Below are 17,593 nucleotides of genomic sequence, written 5' to 3'. Positions count from 1 at the left end.
TTAGCTTGAATCGATTGAGGATTCCCAAATCACATCGGTTCTGATTCAACATGCTGGCTGGGAAGGAGGCCAGCATGGATGGGGCGAGCGTATTCGATTGATCTACGTGAGCGCGTGGTTGACGCCGTTTGCAAGGGTGGCCTGTCGTGCCATCAGGCGGCAGCGCAATTTGGTGTAGGCATCAGCACGGCCATTCTCTGGGTGCAGCGCTTTCGCGAGACCGGCAGCGTCGAGCCGGACCAGATCGGCGGCTACAAGCCGAAGAAGATTTCGGGAAAGCATCGTGATTGGCTGGTGCAACGGTGCCGGACGGCGGATTTCACCTTGCGCGGGCTGGTGGCCGAGCTCGCCAAGCGTGGTCTGAAGGTCGATTACCGGACGGTGTGGGACTTCGTCCACGCCGAGAAGCTCAGTCACAAAGACGCTGATTGCTGCCGAGCAGGACCGTCCAGATGTTGCCCGTCGGCGGGCGCAATGGACCAAATATCGGGAGCGGATCGACCCGTCTCGCCTGGTGTTCATCGACGAGACCTGGACTAAAACCAATATGGCGCCGCTGCGGGGCTGGGCGCCGCGCGGTCAAAGGCTCAGGGCCAAAGTGCCACATGGCCACTGGCAGACCATGACCTTCCTGGCCGCCTTGCGCCACGATCGCGTCACGGCTCCGTGGCTCATCAATGGGCCGATCAATGGCGAAGCCTTCCAAATCTACGTCGAGAAGGTTCTAGTTCCGACATTGCGGCCCGGCGACATCGTGATCATGGACAACCTCGGCTCGCACAAGGGCAAGGCCGTGCGCCGCATCATCCGTGCCGCCGGTGCACGGCTGTTCTTCCTACCGAAATACTCACCCGATCTGAACCCGATCGAGCAGTTGTTCGCCAAACTCAAGCATTGGCTTCGTAAAGCCGCAAAGCGGACCACCGAGGCCGTCTACGATGCCATTGGTCCGATTCTCGACACTGTCACGCCCGCCGAGTGCTCAAACTACTTCACCAACGCCGGATATGATCAAACCTAATCTCATCACGCTCTAGTGGCATCAGATCGAGGGAATTGAGGATTCCCGGCCAACTCTCGGCTGGAAAGCCGTCGATCGCCACGACCCCGAGAAAGCGGTTCTCGACCATCGGCGACAGGCCGTGCTGGAGCTCGGCCGTAGCCAGCCAGTCGAGATACATCGGGATATCCGGCAAGCGGATCGGGTGATTCTCGCCGGTGATGCAGAAGCGAATGAACTGGAACAGTTCATCGTAGTGCGCCATGCGCGTGCCGTCGCGCTCCTCAATCTCGCGCGTTTCCATGCGCCGGATGGACAGGACGCTCGCGAGATACTGCTCGACTTCGCGGATCGAGGTGCGGAAGCTCTCGATCGCCGTGTCGGCATAGGAGGCCGATCGGCTCTCGGCATCGGAATAGATGTAGCGCGCGAGACCCGCGCGTCGCCGCTCGGGCGGCCGCCAGGACAGGATGATCGCGTGGCGGCTCTCGAAATGTCCGCTCTCCTGCTCGAACCGGCTGCGGCGTTCGTCGTCGATCGCCCGCGTCACCGGATCGGGAAAGTGGCAGTCCCGCCGCGCCGGATAATCCGTGGTCGGCACCCGCACCGCCTCGACCTGGATCATCCAGCCCGAGCCGAGGCGCGCCAGGATCGTGTTGATCTGGCGCGAGACCTCGTTGCGTTCGGCATCGGTCGAGCTCTCCGAGTCCGGCCCGGCGAAATACCAGCCGGCCATCAACGAGCCGTCCTTCAACAGCACGATCCCGTTCGCCACGAGCCCGGCATACGGCACGAGATCGGCGAAGGACGGGCCGGAATGGCGGAAGGAGCGCAGCGCGACCATGAGCGACCTCAGTAACGACGCCAGGGCGTCGAGGTTGCCCGGTAGTGAGGGCGATAGGAGATGTGCCGGGCATAGACCCGCCGCATCATCGGGTCGGCCTTCGCCATCATCCGCAGCGCCGCCACGACAACGATCCAGATTGCCGCGCCGAGGATTGCGGCGTACCAGGTGAGCACGACGAAGATCAGGATGACCGCGGCAAGGCCGGTTAGCAGCACGAGTTCGCGATCGGCGCCGAACAGCAGGTTCGGCCGCGACAGCGCGCGATGGATGCGATTGCGTCGAAGATTGGCGCCGACCTCAGCCATGAGCGAGGTCCCCTGCCCGTCTGTCGATGGGCATCGTGTGCGCGACGTCGCCGATCGACGCGCCGCTCGCACCGAACAAGGCGACGATCTGCGTGGCGCCTAGAAGAATGCCGGCGACCAGCACGACATACATGAGGCGTCGCGCGAAATCGTTGAGCTCGCCGCCGAAAATCAACATGCCTCCGGCAACGGCCACGGCCGCAAGCGCGATGAACCCAGCCACGGGACCGGTGATCGATTGCTGGATCTGCTGAAGCGGGCTTTCCCAGGGAAGATTGCCGCCGCCGCTGGTCGAGGCAAAAACTGGATCCAACATCACGAGTGCGAGCAGCAGGCTGCCGGCACCTACAATCATCATGCGGCTACGCGACATGGCGCTTCTCCTTCGGGGCGTAGGATTGGGTTTGGTATTGGCCGGCCGAGAAGCTCTCGACATGGAGCACGTCGCGGACCTGGCGGCCGCGATCCGTTCGTTCGATCGAGACGATCAGATCGACCGCCTCGCCGATGACTTCGCGCATGGGCTGTTGACTGGCTTCGGCCGTGAGCTGCTCGAGACGGCGCAGCGCCGGGATGGCCCGTGTTCCAGGCCTTGAGCAGCGTGAGCGCCGCGCCGTCGCGCACCTCTCCGACGATGATGCGATCGGGCCGCAACCGCATCGTGCTCTTGAGCAGGCGCGCCATATCGATCGTGTCGCTCGTGTGAAGCGAGACGGCGTTCTCGGCGGCGCATTGGATCTCGGCCGTGTCTTCGAGAATGACAAGGCGGTGCTCAGGCGCGTGCGCGACGATCGCCGCGATCACGGCATTGGCGAGTGTGGTCTTGCCCGAGCCCGTGCCGCCCGACACGACGATGTTCAGACGCGATCCGATGGCATTGCGGATGACCGCGAGCTGGTCGGCCGTCATCACGCCCTGCGTCACGTAATCCTCGAGATCGAACAGACGCGAAGCCCGCTTTCGGATTGTGAATGTGGGGCGCCGACGACGGGCGGCAGCAAACCTTCGAAGCGATGACCGCCGATCGGCAGTTCGCCTGAAATGATCGGACGCTCGTCGTCGGCCTCCGATTGCAGCGCATGCGCGACACTGCCGATAACGATCTCGGCGGTCGCCCCGAGCATGGTTCCGGCAGCTGTCATCCCTTGGCCTAGTCGTTCAATGAACAACCGGCCATCCGGATTGAGCATCACTTCGACAACGGCCGGATCATCGAGCGCGGCGCAGATCTGGTCGCCAAGCGCGTCCTGGAGTTTGCGGACAAGCCGCGGATGGGAACGAAGTTCGGTCATGGCAATCGCCCGCCATCGCTCACGCAGCGACGCGCGGAAGGCGGCGCAGGTCGGACCGATAGCCGGGCGGGCAGACCCGGTCGAAGCTTGCCTGGTCGGCTGGCAGGATGCCGGCGACGCTCATGGTCTCGCCAATGAGCTCCACGCCGCCAAGGCGCGTTGTCGGCCAGCCAGCCCGTTGCAGGATGTGTTCGAACCGCACATCCAATGCCGTGATGGTCTCGTCGAAGCCGTTCGACATCGACCCCTCGATCATCCCCGCAAACATCGTCAGCGTGGCTGCGTGCAGGAACCGGTCTTCCCTCCTCTCGCCTCGCGTGTCGACGCAAAAGCGCGAACTGTCGGCCCTGGTAGATTTGCCCCGCAGCCGGCCGCCCGGGAGCAGTTGTGGGAAGGCCTGCGACAACGTGGTTGGGCCCGTGCTCGGGAGCAGACGGGCACAGCCGGCGACGTCGCTGCGGTCGGTCAGGGCCAGGATGTAGGTCGGGTCGAGGGCGTCGTATTCATCGCGCTCGCGGCCTTGCTCGATCTTTACCCGCCAACCGAGCCGGCCAGCGAACACCCGGGCGCGCAACTGATGCATCTCATCGAGCAGAGACCCCAATCCGCCGTGGTCGTTTGCATCAATCGCAATTGCCTGCATTTGCCGAATCCTCCGTCGCGTTCTGGTGAACGGAGGCAAGTCAGCATGGTGCGGCGGCTCGTACGCTCTGTTGAATTAACGGGGCCCGGCGAGCTCCGAGTCGCGCGAGTCGGGTCGTGGGGTCGATTCTGGGTCTGTCAGCGATCGAAATCCGGCGGCGAAAGGATACGCCTGGACTGTAAGATTAACGGGGGACAATACGTCATCACGGCGTTCTGGACCTGCAAGATAAGCCCTCGATAACATTGAGCGAATTCTTACGAATCAGCGGTTCGAGCGGCGCGATGCGAAGGCGCCGTTAAGTATCTGTTAACCTTAAAGGACTGGACGAAAGTCGAGAATCGTGACCTAGCTTTAGCGGGCAAAGGGCGACAAACCGCCTACTGGCCGACAGCGAAGGAATGAATCGGCAATGGAAGCGCAGGCCCAGACCGATATCCAAATTGAAGATCCCGCCGACAAGATTATCCGGCACGCGGGAATGCTTTCTGAACATCTGCAGGCCAGGCGTCAGCAGATGTATCCCCCGGACGCTCAGAAAAGCCTACGGCATTTCATGACCCATGAGGTCTCGAAGCTGACCTCGATTCCGGAATCGACTCTCAAGTTGATGTCAAACGAAGGGAAAGGCCCCCTCCCTGCCCGGCTGGAGAACAATCATCGCGCATACACGCTCGCGCAGATCAATGAGCTTCGCGAGCTGTTTGCCGCTCAGCGTCCGGCAGACGCCCTGAGGTTCTTGCCTCATCGTCGGCCGGGTGAGCATCTGCAGATCTTGGCGGTCGCGAATTTCAAGGGCGGCAGCGCGAAAACAACCACGAGCGCGCATCTTGCGCACTATTTGGCCCTCTATGGTTATCGCGTTCTGGCGATTGATCTGGATCCGCAAGCCTCATTGTCGGCGATGTTCGGAGCGCAGCCGGAAATCGATGTCCAGCGGAACGAGACCATCTACGCGGCCCTTCGCTACGACGATGAACGCCGATCGATCGCTGAGATCATCCGGCCGACCTATTTCACGGGCATCGACCTCATTCCGGGAAACATCGAGGTCATGGAGTATGAGCACGAGACGCCGCGTCACTTGGCGAAGCGGGAGACGGCCCCCGAGAGCATCTTTTTCGAGCGCTTGCGCCTCGCACTGATGGACGTCGAAGACGTCTACGATGTCGTCATCCTCGACACGCCACCTTCGCTCGGCTTCCTGACGCTCGGCGCCATCTATGCGGCGACCGGGCTTCTCGTGACGGTCCACCCCGCAATGCTGGACGTCATGTCGATGAGCCAGTTCCTGCTGATGATGGGCGACCTCATTTCGGTCATCCGCGATGCCGGAGCGACGATGAAGCAGGATTTTCTTCGCTACATCGTGACCCGACACGACCCTTTTGACCAATCGCAAGTCAGGGTCGCCACCATGCTTCGGCACCTGTTCGCGGAAGACGTGCTCACAGCAACCGCGATCGCCAGTTCCGCGATCGAGACCGCTGGTCTGGCGAAGCGCACGCTCTATGAGCTGGAACCGGGAAACATCTCGGCCGCGACCACCAAACGCGCGCGTGAATCCATCGACGCCGTGAACGATCAGATTCTTGCGCTGATCCATCAAGCCTGGGGGCGCGCATGACCAACAAACGTCCTTCAGGTCGATCGATCCTTGCCAACTTCGGTTCGTTCTCCAAGCCCGAGACGGCGCCGAACAGCCCCTCTCCTTCCCGCGCTGATACGCCGATCCAGCCTCCGGCCCGTGTTGGAGCCGGCGTGATCGGAGCAACGCAGCGTTCGTTGGCCGAGTTGCGAGGAGAGCGTGACCGGCTCCAGGCGCTGGTCGACGCCGGCGGCGGCTCGGAGCTCGACCCCTCCTCTATTGATCCATCGCCTTTCCCGGACCGGCTGCCCGATGACAGCCAGGTCGATTTTGAGGCGCTCAAGAAACTCATCGCCGAAGAAGGTCAGAAGGTGCCGATCCAGGTCCGGCGGCATCCGACCGTCAGCGACCGGTACCAAGTCGTCTACGGCCATCGGCGCTGGCGGGCGGCTTTGGATCTCGGCATCAAAGTCAAAGCCACGGTTGTCGCGCTGTCGGACAGCGAGCTTGTCGTCGCGCAGGGTATCGAGAACGCGGCGCGTCAAGATCTAAGCTGGATCGAGCGCGCGCTTTTCGCATGGCGAATGGATCAGGCCAGCATCAAGCCGCGCGACATCCGAGCCGCTCTTTCAGTCGACGATCCAGAACTTGCTCGCCTCAGGGCGGTCTGCCGAGCTGTCCCGGTCGAGGTGATCGAGGCGATTGGGCGAGCGCCGAAGGCGGGGCGGCCCCGCTGGGTCGCGCTGTCGGCAGCTATCGGAGAAAACCCGGCGGCGCTGGATCGGGTACGGAAAACCTTGTCAGGTGACAAGGTTTCGGCGCTGACCTCGGACGATCGATTCAAGCTCGTCTTTGCCGCTGTAAAGCAGCCGTCGGCGCGCTCGCGAAACGAACTCGAGCTTCGGAGCCCTGGGGGCAAGGTTCTGGGGAAGGCGACCTTCGCAAAAGGAGGCATCAAGGTCACGGTCGCCGAGGAGCACGCATCCGGATTTGGCGCCTTCCTGGAGGAAGAGCTGCCGGGCCTGGTGGAAAGATTTTTCGCCCGAGAGGGCACTGAGTGATTTTCGGCGCGCGGCCGGACCTTGTCAGCTGACAAGGTTTGGCCGGGCGGCGGGAAGGGCGGAGGCCTAGGCCGAAGCCGGACGATGGCGCAACAAACACAGAGGTAGCATGCGGTAAAAAGAAAGGCCCCCGAAACAGTGTCCCGGAAGCCTCTCTCGTTCGTTTGGCGACAACGAGAATCTCACTTCCGCGAATCACAGTCAAGAGCCTCTTCGAGGCGTTGGACACCGTTCTTGGTGGGCGCTTTCGCTTTGCCTAAAAGCTGAAAGACACAACCATGACGCACTCCATATCAACGACGCCCTTTGGGCGGCGGCCGATGACGCTTGGCATGATTTCAAGCCAACTGGCCGCGAAGGCAAAGCCAGAGATGGCCATTGTTCACAAATGGCACGTCTTTCAGCACATCAAGGAGGCGCGCCAGGTTCTCGGCGCCACCGACCGTGCGCTGACGATCCTGCACGCGCTGTTGTCATTCCATCCTGAGACCGCGCTCGAGGCCGACGGCGAATTGATCGTCTGGCCTTCCAACGAGCAGTTGATGGCGCGGGCCAACGGGATGCCGCCGACGACGCTGCGCCGGCATCTCGCCGTCCTGGTCGACTGCGGTCTGATCATTCGAAGGGACAGCCCGAACGGCAAGCGCTTTGCGCGCAAAGGGCAGGGCGGAGGGATCGAGCAAGCCTACGGCTTTGACTTGGCGCCGATCGTGGCCCGCGCCGAGGAGTACAAGACGCTCGCGGCTGCCGTGCAGGCCGAGAAGAAGGCGTTCCGCGTTGCCAAAGAGCGTCTCACCATTCTGCGCCGCGACATCGTCAAGATGATCGAGGCCGGGCTTGAGGAGGGCGTGCCGGGAAACTGGAAGCGGTTTCAGCTGGCCTACCAGGAGATCGCAGGGCGGTTTCCTCGGGCCGCGCCACGGCAGCTCCTGGAGAGCATTGGCGGGGAGATGGAAAAGCTCTGGCGGGAGATCCGCGAGCTGTTGGAAACATTTGCCAAAACACAGAATCCGGACGCCAATGAGTCCCATTCTGGTCGCCACATACAGAATTCAAACCCAGATCTTCCACCTGAATCTGAAAGTGGCCTAGCGAGAAAGGATGAAGCGGGCGGCAACGCCGCGGCGAACCACAACCTGCGGAGCTTGCCGAAGCGCGAGCTGCCGCTCGGAATTGTGCTGGATGCCTGCCCCAACATGCGCTGGCTGATCAAAGGCGGCGAAATCCGGCACTGGAAGGATTTGCTGGCCGCCGCGGAGCTGGCCCGGCCGATGCTGGGGATTAGCCCGAGCGCCTGGCGCGAGGCGCGAGAGGTGCTCGGCGACCAGCAGGCCGCGATTACCCTGGCCGCGATCCACGAGAAAGCGGACCAGATCAGCAGCGCCGGCGGCTATCTGCGCAGCCTGACGGACCGCGCCAAGGCCGGGAAATTCTCCGTCTGGCCGATGATCATGGCCTTGTTGCGCGCCAAGCTCGACGGGTCGAAGCCAACCCCGCCGACGGGCAGCGGTCCCGCCAGCCTCAAACCGGGGAAACCCGCACAAACCGGCGTCGTCCAGGCCAGCGCCGAATTGCGCGCCTCGCTGGCCAGGCGGCCGAAATGACCCAAAACGGCGCCAAGAATGACTCCGTCGTTGAAGACGACTCGGCTACGGTGTCAAGCCAACAAGGGGATGGGAGAGGGCGATTTGACTGGAGACACGACATCTGTCGGCGGCGCGATCGACGCGGCGCTCGAACGGGCCGAGGCGTTGCGCAGCCTCAGCGACCGCCCGGCACGTGTGCGGATTATGACGATCTTTGACGATGATCGCTCAGGTCTCACGATCAACGCCCGTATCGCGGCACGGACCCCGGCGGAGCATCGCGCGCAGGAAGGCCTCGGGACACGGCGTATCCCATGGGACGAGCTCGATGCGCGGGCCGGCGAGCTCGTCGGCTTGGTGGACGAGGTGGTCGGCGAAGTGACGCTTGCTGTCCGAAACGCCCCGCCTGTGCCGCGGCCGAGCCGCACAGAAGACGATCTCGAGCCTGCTGTGTTCGACGATCTGATCGATGAGCTCAGGCAAGTGATCACCCAGTCAGCGCTTTTCGTGCTGAAGACCCATCCGGCGAACCAGGTCTCGCGGGAACTGGGCAGCGAAGCCGCCATGTTAGCCGGACTAAAATTCGCGGCACTCGCGGCCTATACCGGCCATGTCGGCCTGAATGACGCCCAGGACGAGCTTCGAATGGCGATGCGCGAGGTGATGAGGAACACGCGCGCGTCGCCCGAGATCTTCTCACGCCGCCAACGGCTGAATTCGTAAGCGGGGGACGCGGCTTGCGCGATTTTCGCTTCCCGGAGCCGCCAAAATGACGCGACCTGGCGGAATATGGAGATCCGACATGCCCCCAACCGCCCCCGCCTCGTTCCGCCAAGCTGCCCGTCGCTATCTGAGATCGGTCTGCGCGAAGTCGTTGCCCTTGTAGAGAAGCGGGATTCGGTAAGCCTTGGCGCAGGCATAGGCGAAGCAATCCCCGAAATTGAGCTGCGCGGGATGGTCGACCAGGCGGCTATATGTCTGAGCCGCTTCCAAGGCCTTGCGACCGATATCCGGCGAGACGGTCATTTCCTGGGCGCCGAGCGAGGTGACGAATTCCCGCACCGCGGTTTCCGCCTTGGCGAGGAGGGCGGCATCGCGCGGTAAGCCGGTTTCGCGGGCGAGCTTCGCGGCAAGCGATGCGGACGCATCGAACAACACGAGGGGTGAGACGAAGAAGCCCGCTTTCGACCCGTTCAAGCGGCCGGCGAGCTCGGGTCCATCCGGCTCGCCGCCGAGAATAGCGACGATGGCCGAGGCGTCCAGGAACATCAGGAGCCCCACATTTCGTCGGTGAAGGCCTTCATGTCGAAATCGTCGGTGCCGGCGAGGCCGCGCTCCGCAGCGTCGGCCCGAATGCCAGCGACGATCGCCAGAGCATTGCTAATCCGCTGGCTCGGCAGCATATTTTCGGTTTGGCGCTTGATCTCATGTTCGAGCGCGAGGCGCACGGCCTCGGTTTTGGTCCGCGCGCCTGTCATGGCCTGGAGCCGGCTGGCGAGGTCATCGACGTGATCGTCACGAATGAAAAGGGGCATGATATATCTCCTCGGAGATATCTATCATATCCATATTTGGATATCCAGATGGCCGCCGCCCTGCCGTCGGCTCAGTGGGCCGTCGTATCCAGAGGAGGGGGAGGACTATTCCCCGGTCATAGGCCCGCCGCTTTGGTGAGATTGACCCGGAAGCGATCGCGCCGCCGTTGGTAGCCGCGGGTTTGCTCCGCCCTGGCGTGGCCGAGCTGCTTCTGCACATAGCGCTCATCGACCTCGGCCGAGGAGGCGAAACCGGCGCGCAGCGAATGCCCGGCGAATTTTTCCTCCCGTTCGCCTTCGGGCAGGTCGGCGCGCACGCCGGCGGCCAGCGCCGCGCGTTTGACCAGCCGGGCGACCTGCTGGTCGGCCAGCCGTTCCGGACCAACATCCTTGCCTTGACCGCGGACCCTGCGAAACAGCGGGCCGTGGCCGATCCGGGCCAGTTTCAGCCAGGTCTGCAGGGCGACGATCGGGCAGGTCGCATCCGACGAGCCACGGCCGATTTCGATCTCGCGCCAGCCGGTTTTGCCGCGCAGGGTGACGATCATGCCCTTGTCGAGGATCTCGACCCAGCCGCGGCCGTCCTCGGTCTGGTCGCGGCCGCAATCCAGGCCGACGATTTCCGAGCGCCGCAGGCCGCCGGCGAAGCCGACCAGCAGCATCGCGCGGTCCCTTAAACCCCGCAGCGTGCCGCGATTGAGCGTCTCGAGCATCGCGATGACGTCTTCCGGCAAGACCGCTTCCTTCTGCCGGGGTAGGGCGCCATGGGTGTTGCGGATACCGGCGAGCACGGTTGCGATGTGGCGGTCCGCCCGATCGAGCGGCGTCCCGCGCTGCGCATAATTCCAGGTCAGCGCCGACAGCCGGCGCTCGATCGTTGCGACCGAATTTAGCTGGCGATCGGCCGTGGCCGTGCCCGAGGCGCAGGCGGTGATGTAGAGTCCGACTGTCTGGGGGGAGGGTGGCAGCACCTCGAGGCCGTGATGCCGGCACCAGGCGGAAAAGTGCTTCCAGTCGGAGGCATAAGCCCGGCGGGTGTTAGCCGAGCTCGCCGCTTCCACATAGTTGCGGGCGCGGTCGGCGAGCCGTTCGAGATGCGCGGGCAGGGCAGGGGAGCGGGCCTCGACGATGTCCCGAACGGGGGCGACGATGTCGGGAAGATCCTCGTTTTCGAGGTCGCTCATAGTCATGCTTCCTCCCCGTACATATTGTGTGTGTACGGGATTGATTTGTTCGGCTGTCTCGTGTACATATTGTGGCTGCACAAGGAGTGGATTTGAGCCATGGCGCGCGTTGCCGTCGATGACACCAACCGTATGAATCTGCGGATCAAGCCAGAGGTGAAAGCCCGGCTGATGCGTGCGGCCGCGCTACGCCACACCGATCTGACCAGTTTTGTGACGCAGTCGGCGCTCCGCGAAGCGGACGCCGTCATTGCCGACGCCGATATGATCAAGGTGTCGGAACGCGATTTTGCGCGCATCCTCGACCTCCTGGACAATCCGCCCAAGGCCAACGCCAAGCTGCGCGCGGCCGCATCCAGTCTGCCCAAAGACCTGTGACGTTTCCCGCCTGGCACGAGGAGCCGATCGCCAAGCGCCATGATCGGAAAGCCTTCGACTGCGGCGATGACGTGCTGAACACCTTCCTGCTGCGCTATGCCCGACAGGGGCATGAGCAGAACGCGGTCAAGACGTATTGCGCGATCGCCAACGATACGCCGAACAAGGTCCTCGGCTTCTACAGCCTTGCGCCGGCGTCGGTCGCGCATGACGCCGTGCCGCCCGCCATGACCAAGGGCCTGGCGCGCCACAAGGTGCCCGGATTCCTGCTGGCGAGGCTCGCGGTCGACAAAACGGTCGCGGGCGGGGGGCTGGGTGGCCAGCTCCTGCTGGCGGCCGCTTTGCGCTGCCTGCGGGTGACGGACGAGATCGGCGGCGTCCTGATGGTCATCGAGGCCAAGAACGAGCGGGCGGCACAATGGTATCGCGGCTTTGGCGCCGAGCCGCTGGCGGATGCGCCGCTTACACTTGTTGCGCCGCTGACGACCTTCGCCGATGCGTTGCGGACGGCCGGACGGTTCTAGACAGGCCCCGGCGCCCTCTGCCGACGCCCACGAAACGCTGCGTGGAGTTTCGGAGGCCAAGCCAAGAGGCGGCCGGGAGCCCGATTGCGGGTGATGTTCGGTCGTCTGGGCGCTGAAAACGGGCATTCCCTCTATAATGGCAAAACGACTGATAATGTTGCCTTATCAGTCGTTTTTATTTGTCGACAGGCGCGGCGGTTTGATGGGAATTATGTGGCGGAAAGCGCCGTCCCGGATTAGCCTCGGACATGGCCCCACGCACGCGACTCACGCTCCATGCCCCGCCCACCTTCCCGCCGTTTCCTGGCTGGGTGCGGCAGGCCCTCACGTCCGAGAGCCTTGATGACGCAATGTTTTCGGCCGGCGCGGCGCTTGCCGCGATCCATCCGATCGCGCGCAGCGAGCATCCGCTCGGCGCGCTGTGGCGGCATCGCCTGTCGCTGTCGAATGCCGCGGTGCTGGCCCGGCACGGCGGCCGCACCGAAGACGAGGCGGCGCTGCGCGATGCCTGGTATCTGCGCCGCGATGACGACGATCCAGGCCCCGGCGGCCGCATCCTGAAAGCCTGGCGGCATCTCGGCGAGCGCAGGGCCATGGCGTCGAAGGACTGGACCCTGCGGCTGTCGGCGCTGTTCGAGGTGCGCTTCAGCGACGCGCTCGAGGACGTCGTCACCCAGGCCGACAAGCTGATGGTCGGGCAGGGGAGCGCCATCACAGCCGCCGCCGAGATTGCGGCGGCGAGCCTGCGCTTCGTCCCGCAAAGCGAACCCCTCGCCTTGTGGCTCGCCGACATGGTGCTCGCCCATCGCCTGAAATGGCCGATGGCGGTGCCGTTGATCGCGGGCCAGGTCCGCCGCGGCGATCTGCGTGCCGCGGCCAAATCCGGCGCGGCGGACGACGGCTGGCCGAGGGCTTGCGCCCTGGCCTATGCGCGCGCGGCCGCAGGTGCGGCGGACCTCTATGTCGACCTTGCGCGACGGGCCGAGCGCTTGCTCGCTGCGGCGCCGAAGCTGCGCGGCAAGGACGCCGACACGATGGTGGCGATCCTGATGATGGAAGACGCCCAGCCGGCCGGCGCCGGCAAGACCGCGAGCGACCGCAGCATGCGCCGGCTCTTCGAGCGACTGGTGTCGCTCGGCGCCGTGCGCGAGCTGACCGGCCGGTCGACCTTCCGATTGTACGGGCTCTGACATGGGACGGCGCATGCGAGCAAAGACGGATCTCGATCTCGAACTGGCGGACCTGCCGCCGGAGCTGCGCTGGCGCGAATGGATGGGCCGGGTCGAGGCCGTGATCTTCGCCGCACCCGCGCCGGTGAGCCGCGAGACCCTGGCGCGCGTCGTCGGCCGCGATTGCAACCTCGATCTGATCATCGACAACATCCGCGCCGAGCTGCGCGGCCGGCCTTACGAGCTCGCAAGCGTGGCCGGCGGCTGGCAGCATCGCACCCGGAAAACTTTTGGCGATGCGATCCGCACCGCGCTCGGCGGCGAGAGCGATAGCAAGGCGCTGTCGCAATCCGAAACGCTGATCCTGGCCTGCATCGCCTATTACCAACCGATCACCCGCAGCGAGCTGTCCGCCTTCTTCGGCAAGGAGGTCAGCCGCGACACCATCGGCCGTCTGCGCGGGCTGGACTTCATCGCGAGCGGCCCGCGTAGCCCGCAACCCGGCGCGCCCTACACCTACGTGACGACCAAGGCGTTCCTGTCGCACTTCGGCCTGGAGACACTGCGCGATCTTCCAAACATGGAGGCGCTGGAGGACGCCGGCCTGCTCAGCAAGGACAGAATGTTGGCGGGAGAATTGCCGGATCCCTTGCCGGCAGATGATGAAGAGCATGACGATGACGAAGAAGCTGCAGATTGGACAGAGACAGGCTAGGTGCCTCTGTGGGCGGCCGCTTTCGATTCTATCCCCAACCCGCAAGTGTCCCGCCCCGAGACATAAAACCTTGGCATAGGTTGTGCTGACTAATGGGAGTCGGGATTTTGCATCACCCTCCCGGGCTCGATAAGCGCCGCCTGCAAGCTATTTCAAGCAGGCGGCGTTTTTATTCGGTGTCCCAATTCGATTTTGCGGGTGTGCCAATTAGGACAAGAACTGACGGGCGGGGGCGGTGGCCTCGCCCGGGGAATTCTTTAACGCTGCACCTTGCCGATCTCCTAATTCATCCCTAAATTGAGGATGAGTTACGGATGGAGGTCCGCCATGTCTTCCGCCCAAGCGTTGACTCTCACGGAAGCAGGTTACGTGCTGAACCGGTCGGCGGCTGCGCTCAACAAGGCCGTTGATACCGGCATCATTCGCGCACGTCAGCGACGGGTCGGAAGCGGAGTTCAGCGCCTCCTCGGCCGGGCGGAGATGCGCTTTCTGCTGGTCGCCGACAGATTGGAAAGAGACCTTACCCCTGCCGGCCGGCGCAGGCTCTATGAGGCGATCCGGCAGCTCTCCTTCGACGCGCACCGAGTCGCGTTTGGCGAAGTGGAGCTTGATCTCGGCAAGATCGACGCCGACCTCAAGAGCCGTCTTCATCGTCTCGACGAATTGCGCCGATGGGGACAAATCGGAAGTGACCGCAACGAGCCCCTCATTAAGGGCACCAAAATTCCTGTCTACATGGTGGCGGCCCTGGCCCGTGGGCAATCGGTCGAGCAGATTGTCGACAATTTTCCGTCGCTCAAGCGCCATCAGGTCGAGGCTGCGATCGAATATGCCAAAGCGTATCCAAAACGAGGACGACCCTATCCTCCGCGGAGCCTGAAGCGGTCGCTTGCGGAGCTGGCCGACCTCGGCGCGTTTGATGAAGAAGCCGAGGTGGGCGAGGCTGCGCCGCACCGGATTCCGTGACCGCGTATTTGGTCGACGAGAACGTGCTTCGCGAGTTTGGTGCGCGGGGCAACGCGAACGTGTGTCGCGGCTCCGAATATTGACCGGGTGGCAAAAGCCACGCCGATCTACAGCGCGGTTCTGGTTCAGCTCGGTGTTGGTAGCCCGTATGAGCATTCCCGAATGCAATAAGTGCGGGAGCCAACGTCTCGACGTCCATGCTGTGATTGTTGTCGTCATCGCCGACCCATCTCGAATTCGCGCTGGCAAGTTGACGATGGTCGGCTCTGTTGCGGATCGCGCGCCAAGATCAAACCATCGTGCCAATCGGCGCATGGTCGGATGAAGCCTCGCGCAACCACTCGGCGAGCTTGGACCACCGTCGCCGCCCGGAAACATTCCGTACCGCGATGGCAACGGCCTTCTTCTGTCCAACCAGAACGACCAGCTTCTTGCCGCGGGTGACGCCGGTGTAGAGCAGGTTACGTTGAAGCATCGCGTAGTGCTGGGTCATGATCGGAATCACGACGGCGGGGTATTCCGATCCCTGGCTCTTGTGAATCGTCGCCGCATAGGCCGGGGCCAGAATGTCGAGTTCGCCGAATTCGTAAGCAACAATGCGGCCATCGAATTCTGCGGTGAGCTCACCTTCGGCAGAATCGACGTCGACCACCGTGCCTATATCGCCGTTGTAGACCTCCTTATCGTAATCGTTCTCGATCTGCATAACTTTGTCGCCAGGGGCGAAGGTCCAGCCAAACCGTTCGACCTTGCGCTCGCCGGCAGGGTTGAGAGCGGCCTGCAATTCGACGTTCAGAGATCGGGCGCCGACACCGCCCCGGTTCATCGGACACAGGATCTGGATGTCACGAATCGGATTGAGGCCAAATCGCTTGGGGATGCGAGTTTTCACGAGCTCGATGATGCGAGCAACGACCTTCTCTGGTTCATCGGCCTGGACGAAGTAGAAGTCGGCTTCGCCTTCCGGCGGACTGAGATCGGGGATTGCGCCCTGATTGATGCGATGGGCGCTGACAATGATCCGGCTCTGAGCGGCCTGCCGGAAAACCTCGGTGAGCCGTACCACCGGCACGGCGCCGGAGAAAATGATGTCGGCCAGCACCTGGCCGGGACCGACCGAAGGCAGCTGATCGATGTCGCCGATGATCAACATGGCGGCCCCGTCCGGAACTGCCTTCAGCAACGCCCGCATCAGCATGGTGTCGACCATCGAGGCCTCGTCGACGACCAAGAGGTCGCAGTCGAGCAGGTTGTTCTCGCCGCGTTTGAAGCCACCTGTCTTGGGGTCGACTTCGAGCAGGCGGTGAATGGTCTTGGCCTCGAAGCCGGTCGCCTCGGTCATGCGCTTGGCGGCGCGGCCAGTCGGCGCACATAGCAGCAGGTTGGTGCCCTTCGCCGCCAGGATATTCAGGATGCCTTTGACGATCGTGGTCTTGCCCACCCCGGGTCCGCCGGTTATGACCACGACCTTGGATATCAGGGCGAGGCGAACCGCGGCGACCTGGCTTTCCGCGAAGGACATTCCGATTTGCTTCTCCACCCAAGGCAAGGCCTTGTCGGGATCGATCGTTGGCCACGGTGGCGCGCCGTTGGCCAGATGCAACAGGCGATCGGCAACGGTACGTTCGGCCCGATGAAGAGCGGTGAGGAAAATACACGGCGCATCACCAACCCGCTCTGCGACCACGGTCCCCTCTCGCAGTTCAAGTTCGAGCGCGGCACGGATCAGGCCCGAGGGAACTTCGAGAAGCTTCTGCGTGAGCGGGATCAGTTCGTCAGTCGGTAACCCACAATGCCCGTCATCCATCGCCTCGGTCAGGGCACAGGAGATTCCAGCGCGCACCCGCATCATCGCTGTTTTTTCGACGCCGAGCTTCATGGCGATGGCGTCGGCCGTCTTGAAGCCGATGCCGCGGATATCGCGTGCCAGCCGATAGGGGGTCTCGGTCATCACCTGGATCGCATCGGAACCGTAGGTCTTGAAGATCCGCACCGCACGTGCCGTTCCGACGCCGTGGCTGTGTAGGAACACCATGATCTCGCGGACGGCCTTCTGCTCGGCCCAGGCAGCCAAGATACTGGCGGCGCGGACCGGGCCGATGCCGCCAACCTCGCGCAGCCTGGCAGGGGTCGACTCGATGATGTCGAAAACCTTGTCGCCGAAGGCGCGCACGAGCTTCTTGGCATAGCCCGGTCCGACGCCACGGATCATTCCCGAGGCGAGATACTTCTCGATGCCGTCAGCCGACGTCGGCGGCGATGTTCGCAGGAACCGTGCCTTGAACTGCTGACCGTGGGTCCGGTCATTGATCCAATCGCCTGTGGCTGTGATCCACTCGCCCGCGGCGATGGTCGCAGCATGGCCGACGGCCGTCACGAGGTCCCGATGGCCACGCGCCTTGACGCGCAGCACACAGAAGCCGTTTTCGGCGTTGTGGAACGTGACACGCTCGACGATGCCGGCCAAGACGTCCTGGGATGATGCGTCGCTCTGAGGTCTCAATAATGTCGCCGTTTTAGGGGACTTTATCGGCTGCGCGTCGGGCCGCATCGCCGGTAGCTCGGCTGAATTGGTGGCGCGGGATATTGATGATGGCGAAGCGTCGGCGCTCCTCCGCCGCTGTCTCAGCGTCCGCTTCGACGAAGATTTCGACAGTCTCCTCGCTCGCATGAATCTCCACGCGAACGGGTGATTCGCCAAAATCGACTTCATGTCGCCGCCCACTTCGACCGCGAATGATAGCAAAGGACATTTGCATATTCTCCTTGGGGATGCCCCGGGTTCTGTTGAATTTCTGAA

General features: G+C 63.3%; 18 protein-coding genes and 2 pseudogenes. 10 read left to right on the top strand and 10 right to left on the bottom strand.

The features are described 5' to 3' along the window. Positions 1 to 78: 78 nt before the first annotated feature. Positions 79 to 1,021, top strand: a protein-coding gene (locus K288_RS51350; protein ID WP_201449795.1) for an IS630 family transposase whose coding sequence is annotated in 2 segments (ribosomal slippage) — positions 79 to 416 and positions 415 to 1,021 — 945 coding nt in all. Because the reading frame shifts where the segments join, the coding sequence is not laid out codon by codon here. A 13-nt stretch (positions 1,022 to 1,034) separates the two neighbouring features. Here the strand turns inward: K288_RS51350 and K288_RS0138655 are convergent. The 5 genes and pseudogenes from K288_RS0138655 to traI form a co-directional block, all read right to left on the bottom strand. Further along, positions 1,035 to 1,844 (bottom strand): annotated as a pseudogene (locus K288_RS0138655) (conjugal transfer protein TrbE); the annotation flags it as partial. Between the two features lie 8 nt (positions 1,845 to 1,852). Next, entirely contained in the window at positions 1,853 to 2,152 is a 300-nt protein-coding gene (locus K288_RS0138650) for a conjugal transfer protein TrbD (RefSeq protein WP_027584282.1), read from the bottom strand. Then, a complete protein-coding gene (locus K288_RS0138645) occupies positions 2,145 to 2,525 on the bottom strand; it encodes a TrbC/VirB2 family protein (RefSeq protein WP_027584281.1) in 381 nt (126 codons plus the stop codon). The genes K288_RS0138650 and K288_RS0138645 overlap by 8 nt, the downstream gene beginning before the upstream one ends. After that, a pseudogene (trbB, locus tag K288_RS47955) lies at positions 2,515 to 3,444 on the bottom strand (P-type conjugative transfer ATPase TrbB). Before trbB ends, K288_RS0138645 begins: the two are co-directional and overlap by 11 nt. A 19-nt stretch (positions 3,445 to 3,463) precedes the next feature. Next, positions 3,464 to 4,087, bottom strand: coding sequence for an acyl-homoserine-lactone synthase TraI (gene traI, locus K288_RS0138620; RefSeq protein WP_027584279.1), 624 nt, complete (start codon positions 4,085 to 4,087; stop codon positions 3,464 to 3,466). Between the two features lie 412 nt (positions 4,088 to 4,499). On the opposite strand from traI, the gene repA reads away from it, so the two are divergent. The 4 genes from repA (at position 4,500) to K288_RS0138600 (ending at position 9,045) form a co-directional block, all read left to right on the top strand. Further along, positions 4,500 to 5,714, top strand: coding sequence for a plasmid partitioning protein RepA (gene repA, locus K288_RS0138615; RefSeq protein ID WP_027584278.1), 1,215 nt, complete (start codon positions 4,500 to 4,502; stop codon positions 5,712 to 5,714). Further along, positions 5,711 to 6,736: a plasmid partitioning protein RepB gene (gene repB, locus K288_RS0138610; RefSeq protein WP_027584277.1), complete on the top strand. Its 1,026-nt coding sequence runs from the start codon at positions 5,711 to 5,713 to the stop codon at positions 6,734 to 6,736. The genes repA and repB overlap by 4 nt, the downstream gene beginning before the upstream one ends. A 278-nt stretch (positions 6,737 to 7,014) precedes the next feature. Continuing rightward, on the top strand, positions 7,015 to 8,340 hold the full coding sequence (gene repC / locus K288_RS0138605) for a plasmid replication protein RepC (RefSeq protein WP_027584276.1): 1,326 nt from the start codon (positions 7,015 to 7,017) through the stop codon (positions 8,338 to 8,340). 84 nt (positions 8,341 to 8,424) lie between these two features. After that, complete coding sequence (locus tag K288_RS0138600) at positions 8,425 to 9,045, top strand: hypothetical protein (RefSeq protein WP_152535892.1); 621 nt, start codon at positions 8,425 to 8,427, stop codon at positions 9,043 to 9,045. A 123-nt stretch (positions 9,046 to 9,168) separates the two neighbouring features. Here the strand turns inward: K288_RS0138600 and K288_RS0138595 are convergent, their stop codons facing one another. The 3 genes from K288_RS0138595 to K288_RS0138585 all read right to left on the bottom strand — a co-directional run bounded on the left by K288_RS0138595 (position 9,169) and on the right by K288_RS0138585 (position 11,041). Then, positions 9,169 to 9,591, bottom strand: a complete 423-nt coding sequence (locus tag K288_RS0138595; RefSeq protein WP_051334979.1) for a type II toxin-antitoxin system VapC family toxin — start codon at positions 9,589 to 9,591, stop codon at positions 9,169 to 9,171. Further along, positions 9,591 to 9,857, bottom strand: coding sequence for a type II toxin-antitoxin system VapB family antitoxin (locus K288_RS0138590; RefSeq protein WP_027584273.1), 267 nt, complete (start codon positions 9,855 to 9,857; stop codon positions 9,591 to 9,593). The genes K288_RS0138595 and K288_RS0138590 overlap by 1 nt, the downstream gene beginning before the upstream one ends. Before the next feature lie 116 nt (positions 9,858 to 9,973). Further along, positions 9,974 to 11,041: a site-specific integrase gene (locus K288_RS0138585; protein ID WP_027584272.1), complete on the bottom strand. Its 1,068-nt coding sequence runs from the start codon at positions 11,039 to 11,041 to the stop codon at positions 9,974 to 9,976. A gap of 99 nt (positions 11,042 to 11,140) precedes the next feature. Between K288_RS0138585 and K288_RS0138580 the strand changes: the two genes are divergently transcribed. The 5 genes from K288_RS0138580 to K288_RS0138560 all read left to right on the top strand — a co-directional run bounded on the left by K288_RS0138580 (position 11,141) and on the right by K288_RS0138560 (position 14,793). Next, positions 11,141 to 11,419 carry a DUF1778 domain-containing protein gene (locus K288_RS0138580; RefSeq protein ID WP_027584271.1) on the top strand — a complete coding sequence of 93 codons (279 nt, stop codon included), beginning with the start codon at positions 11,141 to 11,143 and terminating at the stop codon, positions 11,417 to 11,419. Further along, the gene (locus K288_RS0138575; protein WP_027584270.1) at positions 11,416 to 11,943 is read left to right on the top strand and encodes a hypothetical protein; all 528 of its coding nucleotides are present in this window, start codon (positions 11,416 to 11,418) and stop codon (positions 11,941 to 11,943) included. Before K288_RS0138580 ends, K288_RS0138575 begins: the two co-directional genes overlap by 4 nt. Before the next feature lie 248 nt (positions 11,944 to 12,191). Then, positions 12,192 to 13,133: a DUF1403 family protein gene (locus K288_RS0138570; protein WP_027584269.1), complete on the top strand. Its 942-nt coding sequence runs from the start codon at positions 12,192 to 12,194 to the stop codon at positions 13,131 to 13,133. A gap of 1 nt (position 13,134) precedes the next feature. After that, on the top strand, positions 13,135 to 13,827 hold the full coding sequence (locus tag K288_RS0138565) for an SMC-Scp complex subunit ScpB (protein WP_027584268.1): 693 nt from the start codon (positions 13,135 to 13,137) through the stop codon (positions 13,825 to 13,827). A 327-nt stretch (positions 13,828 to 14,154) separates the two neighbouring features. Then, on the top strand, positions 14,155 to 14,793 hold the full coding sequence (locus K288_RS0138560; RefSeq protein WP_027584267.1) for a DUF433 domain-containing protein: 639 nt from the start codon (positions 14,155 to 14,157) through the stop codon (positions 14,791 to 14,793). A gap of 289 nt (positions 14,794 to 15,082) precedes the next feature. On the opposite strand, the gene K288_RS47950 is transcribed toward K288_RS0138560, so the two are convergent. Both K288_RS47950 and K288_RS0138545 read right to left on the bottom strand, forming a co-directional pair. Further along, positions 15,083 to 17,296 (bottom strand): ATP-dependent RecD-like DNA helicase, encoded by a 2,214-nt coding sequence (locus K288_RS47950; RefSeq protein ID WP_051334978.1) that lies wholly within the window; start codon positions 17,294 to 17,296, stop codon positions 15,083 to 15,085. A 13-nt stretch (positions 17,297 to 17,309) separates the two neighbouring features. Beyond that, positions 17,310 to 17,593 (bottom strand): hypothetical protein (locus K288_RS0138545; protein ID WP_244443417.1); only part of this gene is annotated, 284 nt, incomplete at its 5' end.

Source organism: Bradyrhizobium sp. Ai1a-2, from assembly GCF_000426245.1.
In the GTDB taxonomy this organism is placed as follows: Bacteria; Pseudomonadota; Alphaproteobacteria; order Rhizobiales; family Xanthobacteraceae; genus Bradyrhizobium.
This window is presented reverse-complemented; position numbering and strand designations above follow the sequence as displayed.

What these genes read in the sequence shown, in the direction of transcription:
- K288_RS0138580 (WP_027584271.1), top strand. Translation starts at nt 11,141, where the DNA reads ATGGCGCGCGTTGCCGTCGATGACACCAACCGTATGAATCTGCGGATC.
- K288_RS0138595 (WP_051334979.1), bottom strand. Translation starts at nt 9,591, where the DNA reads ATGTTCCTGGACGCCTCGGCCATCGTCGCTATTCTCGGCGGCGAGCCG.
- K288_RS0138650 (WP_027584282.1), bottom strand. Translation starts at nt 2,152, where the DNA reads ATGGCTGAGGTCGGCGCCAATCTTCGACGCAATCGCATCCATCGCGCG.
- K288_RS0138645 (WP_027584281.1), bottom strand. Translation starts at nt 2,525, where the DNA reads ATGTCGCGTAGCCGCATGATGATTGTAGGTGCCGGCAGCCTGCTGCTC.
- K288_RS0138585 (WP_027584272.1), bottom strand. Translation starts at nt 11,041, where the DNA reads ATGAGCGACCTCGAAAACGAGGATCTTCCCGACATCGTCGCCCCCGTT.
- K288_RS0138565 (WP_027584268.1), top strand. Translation starts at nt 13,135, where the DNA reads ATGGGACGGCGCATGCGAGCAAAGACGGATCTCGATCTCGAACTGGCG.
- repB (WP_027584277.1), top strand. Translation starts at nt 5,711, where the DNA reads ATGACCAACAAACGTCCTTCAGGTCGATCGATCCTTGCCAACTTCGGT.
- traI (WP_027584279.1), bottom strand. Translation starts at nt 4,087, where the DNA reads ATGCAGGCAATTGCGATTGATGCAAACGACCACGGCGGATTGGGGTCT.
- repA (WP_027584278.1), top strand. Translation starts at nt 4,500, where the DNA reads ATGGAAGCGCAGGCCCAGACCGATATCCAAATTGAAGATCCCGCCGAC.
- K288_RS0138570 (WP_027584269.1), top strand. Translation starts at nt 12,192, where the DNA reads ATGGCCCCACGCACGCGACTCACGCTCCATGCCCCGCCCACCTTCCCG.
- repC (WP_027584276.1), top strand. Translation starts at nt 7,015, where the DNA reads ATGACGCACTCCATATCAACGACGCCCTTTGGGCGGCGGCCGATGACG.
- K288_RS0138590 (WP_027584273.1), bottom strand. Translation starts at nt 9,857, where the DNA reads ATGCCCCTTTTCATTCGTGACGATCACGTCGATGACCTCGCCAGCCGG.
- K288_RS0138560 (WP_027584267.1), top strand. Translation starts at nt 14,155, where the DNA reads ATGTCTTCCGCCCAAGCGTTGACTCTCACGGAAGCAGGTTACGTGCTG.